Source organism: Methanospirillum hungatei, assembly GCF_019263745.1.
In the GTDB taxonomy this organism is placed as follows: Archaea; Halobacteriota; Methanomicrobia; order Methanomicrobiales; family Methanospirillaceae; genus Methanospirillum; species Methanospirillum purgamenti.
On record NZ_CP077107.1, the window covers coordinates 503,316 to 527,147 of the forward strand.

At 41.6% G+C, this 23,832-nt stretch carries 24 protein-coding genes, 3 tRNA genes and 1 pseudogene; 10 read left to right on the forward strand and 18 right to left on the reverse strand.

Annotated features, from left to right (window positions below; translation table 11 throughout):
- Positions 1-36 precede the first annotated feature (36 nt).
- Positions 37-275 (forward strand): annotated as a pseudogene (locus tag KSK55_RS02420) (transposase); the annotation flags it as partial.
- A 363-nt stretch (positions 276-638) separates the two neighbouring features.
- Here the strand turns inward: KSK55_RS02420 and KSK55_RS02425 are convergent.
- The 3 genes from KSK55_RS02425 to KSK55_RS02430 all read right to left on the reverse strand — a co-directional run bounded on the left by KSK55_RS02425 (position 639) and on the right by KSK55_RS02430 (position 2,397).
- Complete coding sequence (locus tag KSK55_RS02425) at positions 639-1,934, reverse strand: hypothetical protein (protein WP_218608038.1); 1,296 nt, start codon at positions 1,932-1,934, stop codon at positions 639-641.
- Between the two features lie 162 nt (positions 1,935-2,096).
- The gene (locus KSK55_RS16345; RefSeq protein WP_256664155.1) at positions 2,097-2,225 is read right to left on the reverse strand and encodes a hypothetical protein; all 129 of its coding nucleotides are present in this window, start codon (positions 2,223-2,225) and stop codon (positions 2,097-2,099) included.
- 1 nt (position 2,226) lies between these two features.
- Complete coding sequence (locus KSK55_RS02430) at positions 2,227-2,397, reverse strand: hypothetical protein (RefSeq protein ID WP_218608039.1); 171 nt, start codon at positions 2,395-2,397, stop codon at positions 2,227-2,229.
- Between the two features lie 858 nt (positions 2,398-3,255).
- Here KSK55_RS02430 and KSK55_RS02435 point away from each other — a divergent pair.
- Positions 3,256-3,993: an ADP-ribosyltransferase gene (locus KSK55_RS02435; RefSeq protein WP_218608040.1), complete on the forward strand. Its 738-nt coding sequence runs from the start codon at positions 3,256-3,258 to the stop codon at positions 3,991-3,993.
- Here KSK55_RS02435 and KSK55_RS02440 read toward each other — a convergent pair.
- A complete protein-coding gene (locus KSK55_RS02440) occupies positions 3,988-4,260 on the reverse strand; it encodes a hypothetical protein (RefSeq protein ID WP_218608041.1) in 273 nt (90 codons plus the stop codon). The genes KSK55_RS02435 and KSK55_RS02440 overlap by 6 nt on opposite strands.
- Positions 4,261-4,287: 27 nt before the next feature.
- Here KSK55_RS02440 and KSK55_RS02445 point away from each other — a divergent pair, with 27 nt between their 5' ends.
- Positions 4,288-4,494, forward strand: a complete 207-nt coding sequence (locus tag KSK55_RS02445) for a hypothetical protein (RefSeq protein WP_218608042.1) — start codon at positions 4,288-4,290, stop codon at positions 4,492-4,494.
- 265 nt (positions 4,495-4,759) lie between these two features.
- Entirely contained in the window at positions 4,760-9,007 is a 4,248-nt protein-coding gene (locus KSK55_RS02450; protein WP_218608043.1) for a PIN domain-containing protein, read from the forward strand.
- 38 nt (positions 9,008-9,045) lie between these two features.
- On the opposite strand, the gene KSK55_RS02455 is transcribed toward KSK55_RS02450, so the two are convergent.
- The 3 genes from KSK55_RS02455 to KSK55_RS02465 all read right to left on the reverse strand — a co-directional run bounded on the left by KSK55_RS02455 (position 9,046) and on the right by KSK55_RS02465 (position 9,881).
- A complete protein-coding gene (locus KSK55_RS02455) occupies positions 9,046-9,378 on the reverse strand; it encodes a hypothetical protein (protein ID WP_218608044.1) in 333 nt (110 codons plus the stop codon).
- Positions 9,379-9,558: 180 nt separating this feature from the next.
- Positions 9,559-9,726: a hypothetical protein gene (locus KSK55_RS02460; RefSeq protein ID WP_218608045.1), complete on the reverse strand. Its 168-nt coding sequence runs from the start codon at positions 9,724-9,726 to the stop codon at positions 9,559-9,561.
- On the reverse strand, positions 9,723-9,881 hold the full coding sequence (locus KSK55_RS02465; protein ID WP_218608046.1) for a hypothetical protein: 159 nt from the start codon (positions 9,879-9,881) through the stop codon (positions 9,723-9,725). The genes KSK55_RS02460 and KSK55_RS02465 overlap by 4 nt, the downstream gene beginning before the upstream one ends.
- A 448-nt stretch (positions 9,882-10,329) precedes the next feature.
- On the opposite strand from KSK55_RS02465, the gene KSK55_RS02470 reads away from it, so the two are divergent.
- Together KSK55_RS02470 and KSK55_RS02475 are read left to right on the forward strand one after the other, a co-directional pair.
- Positions 10,330-10,638, forward strand: a complete 309-nt coding sequence (locus tag KSK55_RS02470; protein WP_214418564.1) for a nucleotidyltransferase family protein — start codon at positions 10,330-10,332, stop codon at positions 10,636-10,638.
- The gene (locus tag KSK55_RS02475) at positions 10,628-10,957 is read left to right on the forward strand and encodes a HepT-like ribonuclease domain-containing protein (RefSeq protein ID WP_214418565.1); all 330 of its coding nucleotides are present in this window, start codon (positions 10,628-10,630) and stop codon (positions 10,955-10,957) included. Before KSK55_RS02470 ends, KSK55_RS02475 begins: the two co-directional genes overlap by 11 nt.
- Before the next feature lie 294 nt (positions 10,958-11,251).
- Here KSK55_RS02475 and KSK55_RS02480 read toward each other — a convergent pair.
- Positions 11,252-11,324: transfer RNA gene (locus tag KSK55_RS02480), tRNA-Glu, on the reverse strand.
- A gap of 101 nt (positions 11,325-11,425) precedes the next feature.
- On the opposite strand from KSK55_RS02480, the gene KSK55_RS02485 reads away from it, so the two are divergent.
- Positions 11,426-12,538, forward strand: a complete 1,113-nt coding sequence (locus KSK55_RS02485) for an OBG GTPase family GTP-binding protein (protein ID WP_214418566.1) — start codon at positions 11,426-11,428, stop codon at positions 12,536-12,538.
- 5 nt (positions 12,539-12,543) lie between these two features.
- On the opposite strand, the gene KSK55_RS02490 is transcribed toward KSK55_RS02485, so the two are convergent.
- On the reverse strand, positions 12,544-13,656 hold the full coding sequence (locus tag KSK55_RS02490) for a tRNA (guanine(10)-N(2))-dimethyltransferase (protein ID WP_218608047.1): 1,113 nt from the start codon (positions 13,654-13,656) through the stop codon (positions 12,544-12,546).
- Between the two features lie 58 nt (positions 13,657-13,714).
- On the opposite strand from KSK55_RS02490, the gene KSK55_RS02495 reads away from it, so the two are divergent.
- Positions 13,715-13,789 (forward strand) — tRNA-Arg (locus tag KSK55_RS02495).
- A 25-nt stretch (positions 13,790-13,814) separates the two neighbouring features.
- Complete coding sequence (locus KSK55_RS02500) at positions 13,815-14,657, forward strand: geranylgeranylglycerol-phosphate geranylgeranyltransferase (RefSeq protein WP_218608048.1); 843 nt, start codon at positions 13,815-13,817, stop codon at positions 14,655-14,657.
- Here KSK55_RS02500 and KSK55_RS02505 read toward each other — a convergent pair.
- From KSK55_RS02505 to KSK55_RS02520, 4 genes are read right to left on the reverse strand one after another with little or no spacing between them, the layout of a single operon-like run.
- Complete coding sequence (locus tag KSK55_RS02505) at positions 14,652-15,332, reverse strand: DUF116 domain-containing protein (protein WP_256664156.1); 681 nt, start codon at positions 15,330-15,332, stop codon at positions 14,652-14,654. The two genes, KSK55_RS02500 and KSK55_RS02505, sit on opposite strands and share 6 nt — an antisense overlap.
- 28 nt (positions 15,333-15,360) lie before the next feature.
- Positions 15,361-16,416: an S-methyl-5-thioribose-1-phosphate isomerase gene (gene mtnA / locus KSK55_RS02510; protein WP_218608050.1), complete on the reverse strand. Its 1,056-nt coding sequence runs from the start codon at positions 16,414-16,416 to the stop codon at positions 15,361-15,363.
- Positions 16,417-16,418: 2 nt separating this feature from the next.
- Positions 16,419-17,696, reverse strand: a complete 1,278-nt coding sequence (locus tag KSK55_RS02515) for a CoB--CoM heterodisulfide reductase iron-sulfur subunit A family protein (protein ID WP_218608051.1) — start codon at positions 17,694-17,696, stop codon at positions 16,419-16,421.
- Positions 17,689-18,180: a gamma carbonic anhydrase family protein gene (locus KSK55_RS02520; RefSeq protein ID WP_218608052.1), complete on the reverse strand. Its 492-nt coding sequence runs from the start codon at positions 18,178-18,180 to the stop codon at positions 17,689-17,691. Before KSK55_RS02520 ends, KSK55_RS02515 begins: the two co-directional genes overlap by 8 nt.
- A gap of 235 nt (positions 18,181-18,415) precedes the next feature.
- Between KSK55_RS02520 and KSK55_RS02525 the strand changes: the two genes are divergently transcribed.
- Positions 18,416-18,913, forward strand: coding sequence for a phosphopantetheine adenylyltransferase (locus tag KSK55_RS02525; RefSeq protein ID WP_214418573.1), 498 nt, complete (start codon positions 18,416-18,418; stop codon positions 18,911-18,913).
- Here KSK55_RS02525 and pyrI read toward each other — a convergent pair.
- The 5 genes from pyrI to KSK55_RS02550 all read right to left on the reverse strand — a co-directional run bounded on the left by pyrI (position 18,896) and on the right by KSK55_RS02550 (position 23,825).
- Positions 18,896-19,363: an aspartate carbamoyltransferase regulatory subunit gene (gene pyrI / locus KSK55_RS02530; RefSeq protein WP_214418574.1), complete on the reverse strand. Its 468-nt coding sequence runs from the start codon at positions 19,361-19,363 to the stop codon at positions 18,896-18,898. The genes KSK55_RS02525 and pyrI overlap by 18 nt on opposite strands.
- On the reverse strand, positions 19,360-20,256 hold the full coding sequence (pyrB, locus tag KSK55_RS02535) for an aspartate carbamoyltransferase (RefSeq protein WP_218608053.1): 897 nt from the start codon (positions 20,254-20,256) through the stop codon (positions 19,360-19,362). The genes pyrI and pyrB overlap by 4 nt, the downstream gene beginning before the upstream one ends.
- A gap of 61 nt (positions 20,257-20,317) precedes the next feature.
- A complete protein-coding gene (locus KSK55_RS02540) occupies positions 20,318-23,443 on the reverse strand; it encodes a HEAT repeat domain-containing protein (protein ID WP_218608054.1) in 3,126 nt (1,041 codons plus the stop codon).
- A 51-nt stretch (positions 23,444-23,494) separates the two neighbouring features.
- Entirely contained in the window at positions 23,495-23,686 is a 192-nt protein-coding gene (locus tag KSK55_RS02545) for a hypothetical protein (RefSeq protein ID WP_214418577.1), read from the reverse strand.
- A 66-nt stretch (positions 23,687-23,752) separates the two neighbouring features.
- Positions 23,753-23,825: transfer RNA gene (locus tag KSK55_RS02550), tRNA-Lys, on the reverse strand.
- Between the last annotated feature and the right edge of the window lie 7 nt (positions 23,826-23,832).

Below are 23,832 nucleotides of genomic sequence, written 5' to 3' on the forward strand. Positions count from 1 at the left end.
TTTTACCGGCAATTACGAAAGTGTTTCAGAAATTGAGTTCCCAATGATGATTTCGGTTACATACTCATCGATTTAATCTCAATTCTAAACCAATCCCCATTATATGAAACTAATGGGATGAAGGTCAGGATGTAGCATTTTATCATCCGGAAATCATGATAGATTTAATCATTTATTCTTATTTTCAAGGGGTTCGTTCAAGTCATCAAATAGACAATAATTGTCGATATGATGTAGGATTTAGAATTATAACACACAATTCTCTCCCGGATTACTAAACAATTTCTCATTTTCAGGATGATGAAGTTTAAATTATTTGACTCATAATCTTCGGAGAATCTGTTCAATAGGGGAGTTAAAGAAATTCAGAAAATTTATCCTGCAAAAAAAGAGGAAAATGATCAGTAATAAGGAGGGGTATTCGTGTACTTAATTCAAGATTGACTGATCTTGAGTTGGATAAATGAGATGACTGTTACCCATTTGATAGAAATAACTGAATATCAACCTGAACTATAGAGTTTGTTAATTAATTATCCACGGAACTAATCTCAGATACCTAAATTGAACGAATGAAAATATCAATTTTTTAAACCTTACCAAATATTCATTGAACCGAATTAAGAATAAAAAAGAGATTAAATTGCTTCAATTTCCAGCCACGCTTGACCATTATGAATGTCTGACTCACCAATAGTCCCGGTAACTTTTCCAAGGCCTTGATAATCAGTCTGTTCTTCACTCATTACGAGTTCCTGGTCTTTAAAAACCTCTACAAGTAACTTTCCTGGCAAAGTTGATGATTCCAGAGTAATATTGTAGGTGAGGAAATATTCTTTCCCTGTGGGACTTACCCATTCAGAACCATTTACCGGATCAACTGTTATCTTATCAATTTCCCATGAATGTGAGGCAATATGTGCGCCGTTTCTTGATTTTCCATTGGTGATATTAAATAGTCTTGCTGATGATAATTCACCCGTATCATTAATGAGGCTGAGTAAATTGATAGCAGCATTTATTTCTGGCATTTGAATTGCAATCCAATTCCATCTGGAACCAGTCATATTGCTCAATGATTCGACATTGTAAGACTGGACAAAGTAATCCAACCAGCTTTTTCCTCTGATTCCGCTCATAACCTTCCCTTCATATTCAATTGTGTAAGACAAAACATCCATCAAGGGGAGAGCATAGTAATAGTCACCCTGCCAATCCATCGGATCATTTGTAGCATTAAGATAATTCCCAATTGTTTTATCTGGTAGCTTCATGATCTCTTTCCGCTGAAGATCGGTGAGGTATTGAGGGAAGAAAGAAGTAGTTCCATATCCCTGATTGATGACTCCGAAGGGATCGTTGAGTATTACATTTACTTTGATCAATTTTCCTGATTCATCCAGAGTATCAGCAGAAAGCCGGTAGGTGGCATTTACTGAGCCGAAAAATCCGGAGAGAAGTTCTATCCGGATATAGGAGGAAGAATTGTTTGGATCAGAGAGTTCAATACTCCATGGATTGATAGTCGTTACAAGATTGTCGTTTTCAAATCCTGACCAGATGTACCCGTTCTGATTATTCTCCGGAGAGTCATTCTCAAAATTTTTGCTAAGAAACCCTACGCCACCAGTGGCTTTTTGTCCTTTTTGTTCTAATCCAAAGAAAAATGAAGTTATCTCTCCTGTAGTATCTTCTAAGCTAGCCCAGAAATTATAACCAAAGAGATCGTAATCCTGATGCTTTTCAGTAAGGAAAACTGAAAGGTTCTCAACGCTGTGTGAGTGTGGCATTTCATAGTTTTCCGAATAATAAGCATGCTCTTTTATGGACGCTGAGGCAGGATTTAAAATTCCCATCCATCCTGATAAAAATATTAGCACAACCAGAGCTGTTCTGCAAAACCTATTACAAATAATCTGTGATCCCCATTTCATATCAATCCCTATTATTATCATATATTTAAAAGTATCGACGAAAAGTTGTGTCCAAGATATTTTTTATAATTATAACTATCTACGAAATTCTGGTTAATTTCTTCATCAGCTTTTGAACGAACAAATGCAATTTTACTGGAAAAAATGGTGACACAAATTTTTTCATATTTTTAAGAGCCCTATGCCATTCAGAATGGCTGCATCGGTTGAAACCAGAGCCAGAACGAGACTTCCATCCATCATATTCACCTTCTCCCAGGACAACCAGTTCTCCGGATCGCCTCTCCTCATTTTACGATCCCATAAAAGACCAGAGGAACGAGAAGACATCCTGTATCCGATTATTTTCAATATACTCATCATACCCGAATGCTCCGGAACTATTCACCCGGATGGTGGAGAGAGCCAGTTCCGCTGAACCGGAGATTCCAGAAAAGGACCGCCCGGTCATCAGTGAAGACATGGTGACTGGTGATCTTCTCTCCCGATGAATGGGTAAAAAGGCAGATCACTCAGACTCTTACGTAAATCCAATTCATTTCCATATCTCGAAAAGGGTAAAAGGGAATATTGTGTTTTTTATGCGAGTGCACCAATATGAGCACATAGGTCATGTCCGATACGGATGCCATCAGCCTCATAGGATGAGAGGGTTAGGGAATCACGGGCAAACCGGACTAAATAGAGATTAGCCGCATCAGTGATGGCAAATGGGTGCAGCTGAACCGGTCCTCTGAACTATCATGGGACGGAATGCCCCCCATTGCGGTATTCAGGGCGGTGGTGGCGATAATCATGTTGACATTAGTGATAAGCTGAAGGTGTCGGAGCCTTGATGCTGATGGTCCCGACAGTCTTGGCCTCGTTATTCTCATAAATGACCCGGCCGATATAGGACTCGGATGCCTTTGAGACCCCTGGAAGGGTGACTCCAGGCCTCTCAAAGACGTACACCCTAATGGTTATTGGTCAGAATGTCGCCCTCTCTTGAGGTGAATACTGCCATACTGCCCTCTGGAACAGCAAGCTCTCTGAATGTAGTCTTCACCGTTGCAGTCGGTGTGAAATCTGCCATGTTCGTTGACCCCTGCCGTGATCTATCATGACTGAATAGAAATTGGCGGGAGTATATAAATGGTTGAACCGGGATCTGAAACGGGAGGAGGAGAGAGGAGTGATTGGGGAACGGGGCGACAGAAGCGACAATAAAGAAATCATGAACTTATGTTTTTTTTAAATAACCCTTGACAATATTAAACTCAAATCAATAGTTACTATTCCTTTTTAAAAGTATAATTGGAAAGAAAACATATTTTGATAAATGAATACAAATCTAAAAGATATTGAATTAAAAGAGAGAACGGATTTTATTCCCGAAGATATTCAGCTAATTAAAGATTGGATAAGAGAAGAATCAGATATCAATGATGTGCTTTGTCAACCTGAATCAGAGTTATTTAATGCCGATAGGGAACGCCTTATAAAAAATATTGCCAAAGCGAATCAACTTCAGAGAGTAATATTAAGTGAAACGCTAAACACGGAATACATCGTTTTTCGAGGAACTAATAATATTGAACAGGTGCGAATTCAACCTTACATATTTCCTGGTGATTATTCAGATAAAACGGCATATTATTCAGAATGTGCATTTTTGCCATTTTCTTATGATTTAGAAGTTGCAATAAAATTTTCGAAACCATCTCTTCAAGGTCATTTAATAATACTAACTTCATTTATTCCCAAAGGATGTCATGCATTGTATATAGGGGATTATCCAGTAAATGATTCTGATAATGAATCCCTCCGTGAAAGAGAAATATTACTTCCAAAAGACCTAAAATATAAAATAGTAGAGCTTGTTCCATATCAGGTTACACCTACAATAAGAATTGTTTTTTATTTTATTCTTTTTAAACCAATGATTTTTTGGGGGAATGATATTACGTCTCAAGCAAAAATTATTGAATATTCTACTAAAATTAAAAAAGAAATCGAAGATAAACTCCCTAATATAAAGATGGAGGCGTATAATGGTAAGAAATGTACTCCACTATAATTTTTCACCCCCAAACACTGCCCCCTTCTTCTCCTTCCCCTCCAGCACCCGCTTCATCCTCCGGACCGGAGTCACATACAACCGCTCCCTGATCACTATCTTCATTCCCTTCCCACTACCGGACAGACTCATCACACCGACTATTCCTCCATCCCGTTCCCGGATCACCTCATCCCCTAACCGGAGAAGAACCGGGATCACCTGAGCTCTCCCGACCTGAAACGGTCCGATCCCGTTCAGGTATATCACAACTATCTCTTCTTCCACCCTGAACCGCCCAACTTTCTCCAGCGAATGGGACGAACGCTCGCAAACAACCGCAAACCTTCCCACGACACACCTCTGGTCTGCATAAACCCAAAAATTTCTTATCTCTCCTCTTCTGCAGGATCCGAATCCGGTGCCGGAAGACCAGGTATTCACTCTGAATCAGCCGGAGGACATCAGCAAGCTGCACTGGCCTCTTCTAAAGGACAGACCCGGAGATACCAGATCCCTTAATCGATTAAATCAGAAACCCAACGTTTTAAAAAAAATAGATTGATTGTTTTGATATTTAATAAAAAAAATCCATTTCAGAAGTAGGATAATTGAAATTCCCAAAAATATAGACAATAATACTTTGTAGACTATGGTCTTCTTAGAAGAATAACTGGATAATATGATTCATCTCAACGGCCCCAAGTCCGTATTTTGCTGGAAGATTAAAAATAGATTATAAATTTCAACTAGCGAAACAGATTTTATACATATTTTGGAGTAAGTTATGACGAAAGAAACAGGTACGGGTTCCGAATTTATTCAAGAAGCAGTTCCTTTCCGTTATCGAGCAGTAATTCTCACTGCACTGGGACTTGAATATAATGCTGTTCTGTCATATCTCACTAACCCGGAAAAAAAAGTTCATCACAATGGATCAATATACGAGACAGGTTCAATCACATTAAATAATTTTGAATGGGAAGTGACTTTAGTTGAAACAGGGGCCTACAACATAAAAGCAGCTAAAGAAACAGAACGTGCCCTCGCGATATTCAATCCAAATATTGTTCTTTTTGTCGGTGTTGCTGGAGGATTAAAAGATGTAGCTGTTGGTGATGTTGTGTCATCAACGAAAGTTTACGGGTATGAATCTGGAAAAGCTGAAGTTGAATTTCATCCAAGACCCGAGGTCGTTACTCCGAATAATTTTATGGTACATCTTTCTCGAGCAATTGTACGGGAGGAAAAATGGGTCGAAAGGCTGAACCTTCCTCTTCAACAGAAACCGCCAAAGGCTTTCGTGGGAGCAATCGTCGCGGGTGCGAAAGTAATTGCATCAAAAGAATCGAAGGAATATAAAGAAATAAAGGATTTTTATGGCGATGCACTAGCAGTCGAGATGGAAGGTCTTGGGTTCTTACAAGTTGCAACAGATCATAGAGAAATAGATGCATTATTGATTCGTGGGATATCCGATTTGATTGATAAAAAATCTGAATCCGATGCATCGGGGTCACAGGAAAGTGCGGTAAAAAATGCAAGCGCTTTTGCGTTCGAGGTGTTAGCAAATTATGGGCCACTAAAGAAGAGTTCAGGGGATGATTTGGAGATTATCACCCGTATTCCAACAAGTAAGACACAGTTAACGCAATTTTCATGTCATACCCCGAAGGATATTCAAAGGCTTTCTTTTGAAAATACACACATATTCTCATCTGATTTTACCGAAGAACTACTTAGTACCGAATATAATGCAGAATTAAACGCTATCAAAAAGTTACTCGATGAATATAATCCCTCAACTGCTCTTTCCCTGCTCTATTCACTTAAAGATAGAACATCAATGAGAGCCTCAAATGAAGTAAAATTTCGTATACTTACGAATGAAGCAGTTGCAAATATTCAGTTAAAAAAATTTTCAGATGGTGGAAAATTACTGATACAAGCCTTGCAATATAATCCAAATAGCGAAAAATCTCTTGAAAATGTTGCATTTGGGTATTTACTGAATCAAAATTATAGTAAAGCCCTAGAATATGCACATATGGTACTGCAAAATAATCCATCGAGTGCACGTGCCTATTCGATAATTATTCAATCGAAAATCCGAAGCGAATCAATAGATAAAATATTGCCATCCATTCCACAAGAAGTGATCGATACTCAAGATATCGCCGAAGCTTTAGGACATATTTATTATAATCATGGAAATTTCGTAGAATCTTCAAATTGGCTCGAAATAGCACTCAAGAATACAGAGCAAAAGGAAGATTTAATCTTAAAAGGATTGCTTGCATCATCCCTCCTAAATGGTGTTAAAAGTAATGATAAGACGCTTGAAGGTCTGCAATTATCAGATGAGCCTCGTCAACTATTAATGAGGTCTATTTTACTTTTTGACGAAGTATGGTCACGTATCTCAGTCGATCCTAATCTTCAAAAGGTACATTCATCGTGGATTGCAGAAAGAGGCGTTGCCAAACGAATTCTTGGTCAAAAAAATGAATCCTCAAAAGATATTAACGAAGCGTATGATTTAGATCCAAAAAATCCAAGTTATATTCACCTAAAAGGACTTGTTGAGTTTGAGTTAGGACATATTTCTGTCGCAGAATCTTTGTTTAAACAAGTTCTATGGGATCCTTCTACGCCCGATGCATTGTGGATGTACTTGAATTCTTTAAGAAAGCAGAATAAATTCGATGAAGGTATTAAAATACTAAATGATTTTCTCCGAGAGAACAGAACTAAGGAACAAGAAAGTGTTCTCTATCATTTTTTAATCGCATTTACTACTGATAAAGGAAAAGAGTTCTATTCTGAAGCTAAATCCATCGCTCAATCTCAATATGAAAAGAATGAAAATGATGTTACGAAGGTAGTTGAACTCGTAAAACTTTTACAGTTCATTGGAGAAAATGATAAAATTGAGCCATTTATTCAAAAAATAAAGGCGTTATATTCAGAGTCAATTCCTCCATTACAGAAATTAGAGATTGCCGATATTTTCTTGAAATTACACCATTTCGATGAGGCCGCGACGATATTTGAGAGTGTCATCGATCCAATACAAAATACACCGTTCGCCCAAAAGCTGATTGACGCTTATTATCTCGGCGGTAATCATAAACGTGCGTTAGAATTATGCCGCTCATTACATGCAATCCATGGGCCACTTCCACATTCTACGACTATTGAACTAGCAATTTATCATAAAATCGGCGATCTGATTCGAGCTGCAAATGTTTGTGCACAATACCTTAAACTCCACCCCGAAGATTATGAAATGAAATTGAATGAGGCAATAGTAAATTTGCGTTTGGATAATTCCGAAAAAGTCCTCGAGTTTTTAAAAACTCGGCCCAAAAATGAGAACCTTGCTTATAATGTGGGAGCGAAGTTAGCTCATTTATACTATTCAATGGGAATGTTTGATGATGCAATCCAATTGGCATATGTTCTCAGAAATAAATACTATTGCCTCCCTGAAGCGCACCTCGATTATATTCATTTAATTTTAAATATTGAAGACCGCTCACCCATATTAGCAAAGCCATCTTCTGTTGGTATTGATTCTGCAGTACAACTGATAGATCATTTTGGAAAAACTTCACAGTACATAATATCTGACACATCCCTAAAGGATCCTGAAAAATTTGAATTGAGGTTGGATAGCGATCTCGGAAAACAACTATTAGGGAAAAGTGATGGTCAATCAATATCCTTGCAAAAAACTCCATTCATCGAAAACACAATCCAGATTACAAGTATTCTCAGCAAATATATTTACGCCTTTCAAGAAAGTGTAAACAGTTTCAACCAATTATTCCCAAGTAGTCCTGGAATCTATCGTATTCCATTCGGAACTGGACCTGATGGGAAACTTGTGCCCGATGATATTCAGAATCTCAAGAAGATAGTGAGCCTGAATCAACAACATGCCAGTCCAATTTTTGATTGTTATAAAAAACGACAATTAACCATTGCTGCCGTTACAGAGGGAATTAGGGGAGATATATTCTCGGTTTGTGAATGCCTCTCTAATGATTCTACGCTCGGGATTTTCTGTTGTTCGGGGAATGGTAATGAAAGAGATGAGGCAATACAAAGCCTAAACCTCAATTGTAAACTAATAATAGATCCTATCGCCCTTCAAACTGTTTATTCTCTTGGCATCGGGGACATTATTGTTAAAAAATTTGGAAAATTTGGGATTACACAAAGTACAATAGATTTGATTCACAGTGCTATTCTGAACTATAAAGGCCAAAAAGCGCGAGGTTATATGACGATTTTCCAAATTGGAGATAATCTCGGTTATGTACCAATAAGTCCTGACCAAATAAAAAAGGCGAGAGAGAACCTCGAGAAAATGTTGGAATGGGTCCGATTAAAATGTGAAATAATCCCTTGTTATCCAGCCTTGAATCTAAAATCGACAAAGAAAGAGGAATATAATAATCTTTTTGGGGAATCGTCTACTGATACAATTCTTGTTGCATCTCAACCGAATTATATTCTCTTTTCTGACGATGGACTCCTTCAGGCAATTGCTAAACAACTATACTCCTGCTCGTGTGTTTGGACACAGGTTCTGTTAATGGACCTGTTTGCTAGTAATATGATCACGTCTGATCAACTAGAAAAATTTACAATTCAACTTATTTTGCGTCATTATTTCCACACAAGTGTTAATTCTTATGTTTTGTTGAAAGCCGCGGAACTAGCTGAATGGGATATTAAATCTCCATTTATTGAAGTTCTCGAATGCTTGAAAGAAGGTAAATCTGATATCGATTCTTCAACTAGTGTTGGAATACAATTCACAGAATTATTATGGCAAAAACCTGAGAAAATAGATTCACGAAATGTTTTACTTGTAAAATTGCTTCACGATTTAACAGTTCAAAGAGAAAAATCGTATATAATCAACAATTTCAACCAATCGATAATTCATAGTGATAAATTATCTCCAATAGAAAAATACGAAATTTTGGACCTCATTGAGTTATTTAATAATGTTTTGTCATAATTTTTTAGTCATTACATCTTTCCTCATTAATTAATTAATTATCTCACCTCAAACACCGCCCCCTTCTTCTCCTTCCCCTCCAGTACTCGCTTTACCCTCCGGACCGGAACCACATACAACCGCTCCCGATTAACCACCTTCACTCCTTTCCCCCTCCCGGACAGACTCATCATACCGACTGCTCCTCCCACCCGGTCCCGGATTACCTCATCCCCTAACCGGAGAAGAACCGGGATAACCTGGGCTATCTCGACCTGAAACGATCCGATCCCATCCAGGTATATCACAATCATCTCCCCTACAACCCGGAACCGCCCAAGATTCTCCAGCGAACGAGACAAACACTCTCGAACAACCGCAAACCTTTCCATAACACACCTCCAGAGGGAAGTACTCCTTCCAGTCAGGACCTTGCAGCCTCTGGTCCGCAAAAGTTCAGAAACCTCTTCTCTCTCCTCCGCTGCAGGATCTTTTCACGGTTCCGGTGATAATATGCCCGTGAGCTTTCTATGCCGAAGACAGGGTATTCACTCCGGACCAGCTGGAGGGCATCAGCAAGCTGCACAGGCCTCCTTCAGTGGACAGACCCGGAGATACCCGATCCCTTTCCCGGATAATTCACAGATCCGGTTTCTCCGGACCAAACATTGCACGAACTTCAGGTGAGGATACCGTTTCGTGAAACAGGCTTCAATGATCGGCCTTCGGGACAGTTTCATGCAGAACCCCCAAACACAAGCCTCCTTACCCAGGAATACCGGTCGCATGCCAGGCAGTTCATCTGCCAGCGGTGCAGCGGACATTGCCCGAGGGTATGCGGGCAGTAGATACTCCGGAAGACTGGAAACCGGTCCACGGCCAGGGGAGTGATCACGTTCTCACCTCTGACTCGCAGAGCTGGGAGAAGCAGGTCTCACACATCCCAAAGTGATCACCCGGATCCTGCCAGGCGATCGCATCCCCATCATCGATCTCATATCAGGCAAACCCTCTCGGTTTATTTGATCGATGAAAGATTTTTTCAACCGGCTCAATAGATAGAGGGTATATTCATATTAAGTATCGGTTATTTTAGCCGTAAAAAGAAAAAGCCAACCAGCGAGAGATATGTGAACGGTCAGAAAAAGAGTTAAACAACCAGAGATCGAGGGGAAATGATATCTCCTGAATCTTGATATATACATATAAGTGTCAACGATTGAGAAGAGATTGACGTGGATTTCTTGGAGCAGATTACGAAGAATTACGAGAGTATTATGAGCCAATACTGATATCTATGGTACAAGGAATATAGTACTACTAATTGACGGTTTGGATAAACGATGAACATTCCAGAAATTCCATCAGATATCAAAACAACGATTATCCCTCAGTTTCATATCTCCTCATTATGGATATTTGGCTCTGCAATCCGTGAGGATTATTCTGAAGAGAGCGATATTGATCTAATTGTCGAATTTAAGCCCGATGCAAAGATAACACTTCTCAAGCTTGCAGCACTGCAAACTAGTTTGGAGAATTCCTTTGGAAGAAAGGTTGATATCATCACTCGTAAGGCGATTGATGATTTTATGAATCCATTTCTAAAACAAGAGATTCTCTCAACCATGGTGAGAATATATGGATCGTGATCTCTCCCTTCTCAAAGATATTCAAATAATGTGTTCTGATGCTATCTCCTTTCTAGGAAACAGATCTAGGGAAGATCTTATGAAGGATAGACAACTTCAGTATGCCCTGATTCGGTGTCTAGAAGTGATAGGTGAGGCTGCAAAATTAGTATCTTCAGATACCAAAGATCGATATCCTGAAATACCATGGTCTGAATATGCAAAGACACGCGATTTTCTTATTCATTCTTATGCGAAGATTGATACCGATATCATCTGGCAGTCTGTAAAAAATGACCTTCCTGAATTATTACGAATTCTCAATAATCCAGCGAGATAAGTAAGGTTGATTTTCATACTAAACAAGGGACTAAGCATCTGTAATAAGAATCTGAATATCGCTTTTTTCATGGAAATTTTTCGCGAGATTACACCGATTCGTGCAGTATTATTTTATGAGCAAATCCATAAGATGCGAATCAAGGTTTCTTATGAATTTTGATATTTTCTTCTTCAGAATTCCATGTGAATGATTCCAGGACTACAATCTTTCTATTGTCAGCCATGATGTATCGGCCTGAAAAAAAATATTCCGCTAATAATTTAAAATTTAAAAGAAAATTAGAAGAAAAAATGCTGATATGGGGATTTGAACCCCAGTCGCAGGAGTGAGAGTCCTGCATGATTGACCCCTACACTATATCAGCTGTGCCTCTAAATGTTGTCATTTGTCATATATAAATAAACCGATTTTTCTAACAATGATCCCACAGATATAAGAATCACAGAGAGGAACTTATTAGGATACATGGCTGGTATTGAGGATCAAATCAAGGAAATAGAGGACGAGATCCAGAATACCGTTTATAACAAGGCGACCTCAAAGCATATCGGGCGTTTAAAAGCAAAACTCGCCAAGATGAAAGAGGATGCCGTTAACCGTGCAATGAAAGCCGGAGGTGGCGGCGAGGGGTATGCTGTCAAAAAATCCGGCGATGCTACGGTGGTTCTCGTCGGATTTCCTTCTACTGGTAAATCCACGCTCCTGAACGTTCTTACAGGCACTGAAAGTGAGACTGGAGCATACGCATTCACAACATTGACTGTGGTTCCCGGCGCTCTTGAGCACAAAGGCGCAAAGATTCAGCTCCTGGATATTCCCGGACTGATCGCAGGTGCCGCGATGGGAAAAGGTCGGGGCAAAGAAGTAATTGCCGTTGTCAGGAATGCAGATATGATCGTCCTTCTTGTGGACGTATTCAATGAAAAACACGTCGATGTCCTCTTCCGCGAACTCTATGATGCAGGTATACGGGTAAACGTTCCAAAACCTGACATCACCATCAAGAAAACCTCACGAGGGGGTGTACGCCTGAATGCAGTGGGTACATTGGATCTTGATATCGAAGAAGTCAGATCAATCCTGACTGAGAACCGTATTGCAAGTGCTGATATTCTCATCAGAGGCAATGCAACCCAGGATGACCTGATCGATGCAATCATGGGGAGCAGAGTATATATCCCTGCAATCATCGCGGTCAATAAGGTTGACCTTATCGATGAGAAAGATAGAAAAAAGATCGAAGAGGATCTTACCGAACGGTTTGGACAAAATCCGCTTATGATATCTGCAGCAACCGGATATCACATGGAAGAATTAAAGGATGCTGTCTATGATGCACTCGGATTTATTCGGATATACCTAAAACCACAGGCTGGACCGGCAGATATGGATGAACCACTCATCATGCGAATAGGTTCAAAAATAGAAGATGTCTGCCGGAAACTTCACCGTGACTTTGTCGATAAATTCAGATATGCAAGAGTATGGGGTACATCAGTGAAGCATGAGGCACAACGGGTTGGGATTGCACATTCCCTGGATGATGGAGATATCCTGCAGATAATCATCGAACGATAAATTACTCATTGAATGAGACAATCTCTGATTATTTCCAATGGTGCATCGGTCTTAATTCCATACCCGGAATAATGGACCCGACCAGCACAATACCCCTTATCTCTTAATCGGTTCAGCAACACATCAATCGGTCCTGGTGAGAGCCGATAATACTTCCCTAGTTTGTGGTAATCATAACTAAAGGAGATATCAGGTTCATCCCTGCATACTGCTAAAAGTTTTGACAAACCAGCAGGATCACCAGCAGTAAATGTCTCGCTATCCCGGATCATACCCGCCAGAATATCAGGATCATGAATAGATCCGGTCCATAAAGGGCCAGTCGGAGTAAGAGAGGCTCCGCATAATGGACATGTATATGTTCCCGGGAAGAACTTTTGTTCTTCCATCCGGTACGGACATTTCGGACACTGATGCACATATCCAAGTCGTGCAATACTCTTGTCTGCAGCTGTGGCACTACTTTTTAGTTGAAGATGGAGTCTGACAAAATGTTCATGCGCATAACAAAAAAGCGGGGTAACACCTTTATCATACACTGCAGCATGCCTGGCAACATTTCCAAGAAGTATTCGAAGCCCAACTTCTGTATGGTATTCAGTATTGAGTGGTCGTGCCATGTATCTTCGTATTCCGGCTTTCAGATGGGCACCACATAACGGAGCTGTATCAGTCGCGGTAACTCCCAGATATTTTCCGGTGGAACGGATTGCTGCATCAACAAACGGTGCCGGAGTCCCAAAAGGATCCAGATCTACAAACCCGAATTTTTCTTCAGACATCAGACTATTTGCATCCCGACACGTTACATGAGCATCAATCCCGAGAGACTGCACATTATGCGTGATGAGGTCAATGGCAAGCGGATCCCGATCATTGAGGGTAACTGGTACTTCAGATTCATACCCAACTCTACATCCCCGGATCCCTGAAGCAGCCATTGCATCAAGGTAGGAATGAGGATTTGTCTGTCTGACAATCAGGACTGTGGTGTCCCGGTTGAGTGCCATTCGGGAGTTGTAAAAGACTGGCGCAGTACCAGGCGGAAAAGGAACGTCAGGATTCTGGCAGGGCACTGCAATGGTGGTCCTGCCTTCCGTGACCCAGGTGAGGTCCATTCCGCTACAAATGGTGTTCGATAATCTTATACCTATCCCTGCTACATGTAATAAGGCAGGACGTGTGGCCTAGTCAGGATATGGCGTCAGCCTCCTAAGCTGAATGCCGGGGGTTCAAATCCCTCCACGTCCGTATTCTTTTTTGAAAAAGGTGTGAGATGAACGGCGCAGCATATCTTTCTATTACCCGACCGGTAAATTCTGTGGTCGCAGGACTTGCCGGAATATTAGCTACTGTGATAGCTACCGGAACAATTCCAGCAGAATTCTTATTTATATTTTTAATTGTCCTGTTAATCACCGGTGCAGGGAATGTTATCAATGACTATTATGATCGTGATATTGATGCAATAAACCAACCGGACAGACCCATCCCTGCAGGATTGATCTCTCCGTCATATGCCCTCATTTATGCTGTTCTTTTATTTTTCGCAGGAAATGCTATTGCAATTCTCTTCACACCAGTCCCACTCACCTGCATTGCTTTGGGCAATTCAGCACTTCTTTGGTTATATGCTGCATATCTGAAGGGAATGCCCCTCATAGGAAATATTTCTGTATCATACCTTGCTGCCAGTATCTTCCTCTTTGGTGGTGCGATTGAAGGAATTTCAGGAATTATTACCGTCTTGCCAGTGGCCGGGGCAACCTTTGGATTGATGCTGGCACGTGAACTTATCAAAGATGCAGAAGATATGCCAGGTGACAAAGAGCATGGAGCTCGGACCTTTCCGCTTGTGTATGGTATTCGGCCCACACTTCTCCTAGCTCTTGCAAGTACGATATTTGGTGTCATCATCAGCATATTGCTTGTATACAGATGGGGAATAGTCTATCTGGCTGCAATTCTCCTTGTTGACTTCGTTCTCCTATATGGTTCAATAAAAGGATTATCTGCAAAAAATTCTGAAGAAATTATTCAGGCACGAAGTTCAAAGATATTAAAAACAGGTATGTTTGCATCCCTTCTGGTTTTTCTGGGATCTGCAATTTTATTATAATTCAAGATATTTTTTCATTTCATCAGGCACTTTTTTTGGATCAACACCAAGCAATGCGATCCGATATACCTGATCCCAATCGGCGGATGTCTCGACACACCCATCTGAAGAGTTTACAACACCCATCGCGATAATGTCAATCTGTGTTGACATCTCAATTCCTTCTTTTACTTCAAGAAGACAGCCGATACCGATGATCGCTCGTGGACGATACCGCTTAATCATTCGTTTGATAAAAGATGAACCTGGAACGATAAATACCCGGTATCCCAGGAGTTCAAGGAATCGTTTCCCTTCTCCTACCCGGCATAATCCACATTCACGACATTTGAGCCCTTCATCATGAAGATGGGCAGGACACGCATTTGAACGAAGGCACTGAGGCATAAATACAGCCCGCTCCGTAACCGGAATTGCCATGAATGCTTTGCGGTTCAGAGTATTTTGAAGAGTCACAATAATTCTTAAAAAATCACTGTCTTCAAATCCAAACAGACGAAACATTCCCCGCATCATTCCTTCCAGAAAGAGAAGACCGGCTCTCATGAACCGGGGGAATAAAATATTCCCTGATTTTATTGCATAAGCAGTAAGCAGTAACAGAATAAATCCAAGAATTACAATTGATATTGCAATTAAAATTGTCAATTCTCCAATGAGAATTATAACAGGCATATAGGGCTGAAGAAGACTCAACATATTATTAGACCACGACTTTATTTCCCTTCTTTAATTGACAAATTGTATCAAGATCACGGGGAAGGGAAAATATTCCATATTCGGTAATAATTCCTGTAATAAGATCTGCCGGAGTAGCATCAAATGCAGGATTCCAGACCGGAACAGTTGATGGACCGGTAATACAATTCCGAACGCGTCGTACTTCTTCCGGATTCCGCTCTTCTACGATTACCAAATCCTCCCGGCTCTCTTCATCGAATGTAGAGAGGGGAGCAGCAATGTAAAAAGGGATATTATGTGCTTTTGCACAGACCGCATGCATGTATGTTCCAATTTTATTAAAAACTGCATCAGATACGATCCGGTCAGCACCAACGACAACAAGATCGATCTTTCCTTTCCTCATAAGAACTGCTGCCATGGAATCAGTAATGAGGGTCACATCAATACCGTCACGAAGCAACTCCCATGTAGTTAATCGTGCTCCCTGCAAAAGTGGACGAGTCTCACAAGAATAAACAGAGATATTTCTTCCAGATTCATGGGCAGACCGGATAACTCCCAGAGCAGTACCCCATTCAGCACAAGCAAGAGCTCCGGCATTACAATGAGTTAGTATTCGGGCACCTTCCGGAACAATTGAAAGGCCTGTTTTTCCTATTGCATGACAAGTCCGACGGTCCGCTTCAATAACCTCATGTGCTGCATCTACCGCATGACTTTTTGCTTCTTCTATGGATTTTGATGATTCTATTGCAGAAAGAACCTGATCAATACCATAAAAAAGATTTACTGCAGTAGGGCGAGTACTTCGAAGGAGATCTGCATCAGACCTGACACCAGATAAAAATTCAGGAAGAGAATCATCCCTTGAAAGCAGAGCTGATAAGGCAACCCCACATGCCCCCGCACATCCTAAGGCAGGAGCCCCCCGAATTCCGAGCCGCTTTATTGCATCAGCTAAATCCTGAACAGTACTCGCCGTTCTTACTTCATATACATCAGGAAGCAATGTCTGTTCAATATATTCTATTGATGGAATATGGGGGTGGAAGAGAATGGGACGAAGTGGCTCCATGCTTACCCACGCATCATGGTCATAACTGCCTGCATAGCAGCAGCCCCGCCTTCCATGACTGAATCCGGAATATCCATCGGTTCTTTACATGTTCCTGCTATAAAAATCCCGGGTTTTAATGTTTTGACAGGTCCGCATTTCTCATCTGCGCAGCTGAAAAACCCGGTATCATCACAGGTAATACCAAATTTTTCAGCAATAGCCGATGCATCTTCATTCGGACGAATTCCAACTGATAAAACAACAAGATCAGCATTTATCTTCTCTACTTCCTTTGTCTCGGTATTTTCGACAACCACAGAAACTGTCCCATTGGTTGAATAGATATCCCCTGGCATCCCCCTGATAAACCGGACACCAAGTGCTTCAGCACGGTCATAATATTCCTGATACCCCTTGCCATATGCTCTGATATCCATGTAAAGAATACTCACTCTTATATCAGGAGATTTCTCTTTAATCAGCATGGCATTTTTTATTGCATACATACAGCACACTGCTGAACAAGAAGGACAACCCAGGGGAATGTCTCGTGATCCCACACACTGTATAAACACAATCTCTTTTGGTACCCGTCCATCAGAGATCCTTTTTATTTTTCCGCCAGTCGGTCCACTGGCATTGATAATTCGTTCAAATTCTAGGCTGGTGATGACATCAGGTATAGAGAGATATTTATAAGGGGTTTTCTTCCTGGCATCAAAGACATCATAACCGGTTGCAATAACGATGGTTCCAGCATTCAGAATAAAATCCTTCTCGGTATCTTCATTATCACGGAGTACTGCCTGCTTCCCACAGACATCATAACAAAGACCACAATCAATACAGTGATCTTTGTCACGGATAACAAGATTCGGAACTACCTGTGGATGAGCTTTATAGATCGCTTTTCTAACACCGACTCCAGCATCAAACCGGTTATACACTTCCACCGGACAGACTTCCACGCAATCACCACAGCCGGTGCAGTCTTCTTCCTTTATAAACCGGGGATGGCTGGTAACATGGACGGAAAAATTCCCGGCTTCTCCTTCAATCGCCGTTACCTCGGTGCAAGTATACAAAGTAATGTTCGGATGCCGTTCAACCTCAACCATCTTCGGACTTAAAATACACATTGAACAATCATTGGTCGGAAATGTCTTGTCCAGCATAGCCATATGACCGCCGATACTTGCTTCACGCTCGATTAAGGAAACGTGTATCCCATGTCCGGCGATATCAAGAGCTGCTGTAATACCTGCAATACCTCCGCCGATTACAACCGCTTCATTCATGTGCATGTACCCGTGCAAGTTTTACATATTCAGATGCATTTGTTTTAATTCCGGTGATCTCTTCATCAGAAATTGTTCTGATTACCTTTCCAGGCATACCTAAAACCAATGAACCGGGGGGAACAACTTTTCTTTCAGTAACAACTGCTCCAGCTCCGATAATAGTATTATCACCAATTACAGCCCCATTTAAAACAATAGCGCCCATTCCAATAAGAACCGTATTCCCAATTGTGCATCCATGAAGGATTGCGCCATGACCTACGGATACATCATCTCCTATCCGTACCGGATGTCCTTTCGAGGTATGGACAACACAATTATCCTGAATATTAGATCGCTCTCCAATAGTAATCAGGTCTTTATCTGCACGGATGACTGCTCCGTACCAGACATTAACCTCGGAGCCAGCCTCCACATCACCGATTATCGTAGCATTTGGTGCAATGAAGGCAGCCTTAGGAATATTCTGATGGATCTGCATAAGACGTTCACAATTTTGGAGACATGCAACAGACCCTTGAGAAGGAGAGAGTTGCGTTTCTTATACCTTAGGTCTGGCATACTATAATAGCCTCAGTAATTAGTTCTAAATCCTATTCTGATTGATTGAATCAATGAGAACTACAACTGAAATGATTTCTTCAAACCAGATTGATGCATATGATCGATGAACAAATGGTACCAGATTTTATAAAATTGCATGAAACAGTACTTCTATGAAAATAATGGTGGGGGGCACTTTTGATCCTCTGCATGATGGACACCGGCTCCTCATCAAACGCGCCTTTGATCTGGCAACTCCTGAAGGAAAGGTAATAATAGGCCTGACCAGTGATTCTTTTGCTAATCGAAAAACTCATCCAATTCATCCATATGCAGAACGCCACCAGGATTTAGTCGAATTTATCGGCTCTTTGAGAACCATAACCCGGTGGGAAATCGAAGAACTGCATGATCAATATGGTTCGACTCTGGATGCTGATTTTGATGCCCTGGTTGTCAGTGAAGAAACATTTCCGGTTGGTAAAAATATCAATCAGAAACGGCGTGAACGGGGGAAACCATGTATTGAAATTCACATGATACGGTGTGTTCTTGCAGAAGACGGACGGTGGATTTCAAGCACTCGTATCTGGCGTGGTGAAATAGATATCCATGGAAGGCTCATCCAGAAAGATGAGCGAAAAGAAGATGAATCAGATGATATGTGCTGAAATATCTGAAGAAATGACAGCATCACAATAAGAACACACTGCCTTTTTTCTCTTCATCTCAAACCGGCTTAAAACCGGTTCATTGGTATTGGTAATGCAACATGGATTCGGGCACCGTAACACACCAATCAATACCGGAGGGATTATTACTCCCTTCTTTTCAATGACCCTGAAGTTCCGGATAATATTAATCGTGGCATTGGGAGCGACAAGAGCGATACAATCAACTTCTTTTGCTTTTAATTCCCTGTTCTCAATCTTTACTACATCCTTTTTTTCATGGGTTTTACTGATAACATTAGTTGCAACACTGACACATTCCTGTGTGCTCCCCGTAATTCCAAGAATACGAAGAACAGTCAATGCTTCTCCTGCATTTATGTGATCAATTACCGTCCCGTTTTCAATAGTACTAATAACCAGGGTTCGTTTCGGTTCATCATCGGTCATGACATCACCTCGGTGAGCATGGCCATTCTGACCGGAACACCATTTCTTGCCTGTTCAAAATACCGGGCATATGGCAGGCAGTCAACAGCTGGATCTATCTCATCTACTCGTGGAAGCGGATGCAGAATTGCAAGGTGTTCTTTTACATCAGACAAAAGTGATGGAGTAATACGATAACTTGACGAAACATCAAAGAACTTGGCAGGATCTGGAAACCTTTCCCGTTGGAGGCGGGTTACATATATGACATCAAGTTCCTCGATAATCTCCTCGATTGAGTCATGTTCGATAACAGACGAGCCACGCTCCTCAAGGTTATCGCGTATAGAATCCGGAAGTCCAAGCCCTTTCGGGGCGATTGTATGGATTCTGGCATTATAATGGGTAAGTGCATATGCCAGTGAATGGGTGGTCCGCCCATACATCAGATCGCCAATTAATCCGATGTTAATATTATCAAGAGACATTGACTGCCGGATGGTATACAGATCAATAAGAGTTTGTGATGGATGCTGACCAGCTCCGTCTCCTCCATTCAGAATTGGAATATCTGAAAATTCACTTGCAAGACGTGCAGCACCGACTTTTGGATGGCGAAGCACAATCGCATCAGCATACCCGCTGACAACTCTGATAGTATCAGCAAGTGTCTCTCCTTTTGCCATTGAACTAACTTCCACACCGCCAAGGTTCATACATGAGCCGCCCAGACGAAGCATGGCCGATTCAAATGACATTCGTGTCCGGGTGCTTGGTTCAAAAAAGAGGAGACCGAGAATTTTTCCTTTGAGCGGTTCCTTTCCTGCATATTCATTGGTTACTTCTCCAGCCCTGAAAAGGAGCCTGTCTATCTGGCCCCTGTCCAGATCATGGATAGAGATGATATGATTCATGGACGTATGGTTCTCCTCCGACAGTACCCATACGATTCTATTCTGCTAGTATGTTTTGTTGTTAAACCTTTATTGAGTCCCTGATAATGGTGAGAGCATCCCGAGATTTTTCCCGGATTTCTGCATCATCATCGTGAAGTCCTCGTGCTAATGTATCCACGCTTGGTGGACCAATACGAATGAGTTCATCAAACATCTCTTTCGCAAAGAGATAACTGAGCCTGTCAGTCGTATATTTTGGTTTCCATCCACTCTTTTCAAGCAATCGTGCAACCGCCATTCGGACATTCCTGTCTTTGTCATCAAGCGACTGGACAAGCATAAACTGACCGGGTTCTCCAATTTTAGCAATCCCAGTAATAGCAGCAGCCCGGATATTACCATCCTGATCTTTTAATGCAGTGATAAGCTGGTCTAACACAGGAAGTCCGATGTCACCAAGAGACTCTACAGCAGCCGCACGGACTTTTGGATCAGGATCATGCATAGCATCGGTAAGTGGTTCTAATGCCTCACGTCCGAATTTTCCAAGTTCACGAATAGCAGTCATCCTGATGTTTTGATCAGGATCCTGCAGTGTATCATACATGAGTGATGGAGATGATGGATCTTTAAGAATTCCCAGAATTTTAAGGAGAGCAATCTTCCGCCGATCGCCTGGTTCTACAGATTTTAGTAGTCTGGTAACGGTAGTTTGTGATGGAGAGCGCATCGAGATAAAGATTGAAGATGCAAGGTGTGGAATATCAGGTTCATTCATCACCGCTTCCAGAACAGATGGGAGGATCTGCTCTCCTTTGCTTATGAAAATCCGTTCAAACATACCGGTGAGTAGCGGATCCTCTATAGCAAAAAGGTGTTTGAGATCTGATGGTTTTGAAAGTGCGATCTCAGTGATGAGAGACATTACCGCAATTCCACGACTACTTCCTTCCTGGCCTTCAGCTTGTAATGCCTGAAGTTCCTGTATTAATTCTGGAAGGGCAGCTCCACCCATTTCTGCTAAAATCCGACTGATAAGCGGAACAAGACCCTCATCTTCCTGCATCAGAGCCATAAGAGCAGTAGCAGCTGGTGGTCCAATACGAGTTAATGCAAGAATGGTATACTGCTGGACTCCAGGATCTGAACTTTTCAGGAGAGGAAGAAGGGCAGGAACAGCAGGTTCTCCAATTGCACTTAATGCAGCCATGGCATATGGTGCCAGGTTTTCGTCCCCAAGCAGGGAAACCAGCGTCGGAATAGCATCCGGCCCAATGCGAATTAAGAAACTGGTAATTTCGAGTTTTCTATCATCATCAGATTCATTTCGTAATGCAGTAATGAAAGGATCTAAAGCATCTTTTCCAAACCGTGAAAGAAGATCTCCGGCTACCAATGCCTTTGAACTATCATCACCCTGGAAAATATCAATCAGGAATGGGATGATAACCTGTGGAGAAGGATAAACCAAACTATACATAAGGTCAGTATCCAGTGAGCTCCCAGTGAAAAGTCGTTTTACAAATGTCTCCGGATCCTTCTGAAATAAAACAGTCAGGTGAGATTTAACTGGTTCAGCAAGATCAGGACCAGCGTTATGTAACGCATCGAGAAGATAGGGTGTGGCATCTAACCCCGTTTCTTCGATAAGCTCAGTCACATCCCTACTTCCATCTTTTCCAGGAACCATCAGAGGAATTAGATACGGAAGAGCCTTTACTCCATTTTCACGAATAATTTCCTTTACTAATGAGACATTTGACCCCATTGGATCAGATAGAGCATCGATAAGATGAGGGACTGCCGGTTCACCATTATTGACAAGGGCCATCCTGGCAAGCTCCACCGCGTCCTCATTTCCAGAACCCAGTACCTGAACGAGTCGTGGAATCGCAATTTCCCCAGACTCTACAAGATTTTCTAAAGCGGTCTCCCTGACCTCCTTATCAGGATGATAGAGTGCAGTTACCATAGGTTCAACTGAACGGACCGGATCAATTCTTCGTAGAAGATCTACGGCAAAAATTGCGGTTTTTCCTCGTTCCCGTTCAGATGCTTCCTCCAGAAATGGAAATGCCAACCGCCCCATTGAAAGAAATGCCTCTCTCAGAGAACTAGTTTCAGACTGCTCTTTTACCGACCCAATAAGATAGGGAAGTGTAATGGCCCCCATCCGGGAAAGTATCTGAATCAGAGTCTTTAACCTCTCACCTTTTGCCTGATTGAGGTTTTGTATGAGGTAGGGAATAGCTGGCTCCCCTATATGCTGAATCGCAGATACAATTGGTTCTCTTTCTGTATCCCGCCTGAATGATAACTCTTCAATGAGGTGCGGAACAATAGGCTCACCTATACGAATCAGAGCATTTTCAGATACTTTCCGAACCTCAATATCAGAGTCATACAAACCAGATATCAAAGGTACGATAGCTGACTCACCGTACTCCAAAAATGCCTTCTGGGCCATTGAGGAAATCACCGGATTTGGATCTTTTAAACCCAGATACAATGGATCTAAAGCAGGTTTTCCAATTTCACTGATTATGTAAAATTTCAATTCACGAAGCCAGTCTTCATCCTGGGCACAGGAACTCAGTAGATCAAGAACGACCTGATCTCCGAGAATGATAAGGTAAGCTGATATACGTGCCCTGACTTCTTCCTGGTCATGAGAGAGTCCCCGAATCAAAGGTTGAATTGCTGCTCTGCCAAATGTTTCAAACAATCCTTCAATAAACCGTATCGTGGTTGGATCCTGCGTTCCAAATGAATCAATGAGAATAGGAATTACTTTCGGTCCCATTGAATTCAGAATAAAACCTGCTCGTTCAAATCCAATACCCTGAAGATTAGGAATATGAGAAATAATTTCCTGAGCTGCTTCATCGCCCATAGTGGTCAGAGCAACATGTACCATCCCGGCAGTGATATCATCACTGGTTGAGAGAGAAGCCACAAGGGGGCCCAGTGCTTCAGTTCCTATTAGGACAAGCCCATTCGAAGCAGCAGTTCTGATATCATCATCCGGATCATGAAAGAGTTGAATCAGTTCATCTACTGCGACAGGAGTTTTCATTCGTCCAAGCGCAAGTATTGCTTCGATCCGTAAATCTGTATCATACTTCGGATCCAATAACCGGAGAAGACCACTCAGATCCCCTTTAAGTCTCATCTTTTCCGGATTTGGTCTGAAAATTGACTTCATATCCCCCCTAATCCCATAGACATCTGTTGTCGCACTCTATTTTTTGCCAGGTTAATCGTATTTTCCTTTCAGGCCACCCCACCCGGTATATCCACAATAAATACACCCGACTCCATTACAATGGCGGCACATCTTTTCAGGCCATTTCACAGAAACGGTGCCTTTCTTATCGCAAAAACAACAACCTTCCCCGCTACAGTGCTGGCAGGTTACTTCAACATATTCTGGTTCTTCACCAGTCATCAGAGAATTTATAGAGAGAGAAAGTTAAATAATCGATCTAATGATTTTGAAAAAAAGAACAACGAGCGGGCCTGAAGGGACTCGAACCCCTGGCCTGCGGATTAAGAGTCCGCCGCTCTACCGACTAAGCTACAGACCCGTTGTGC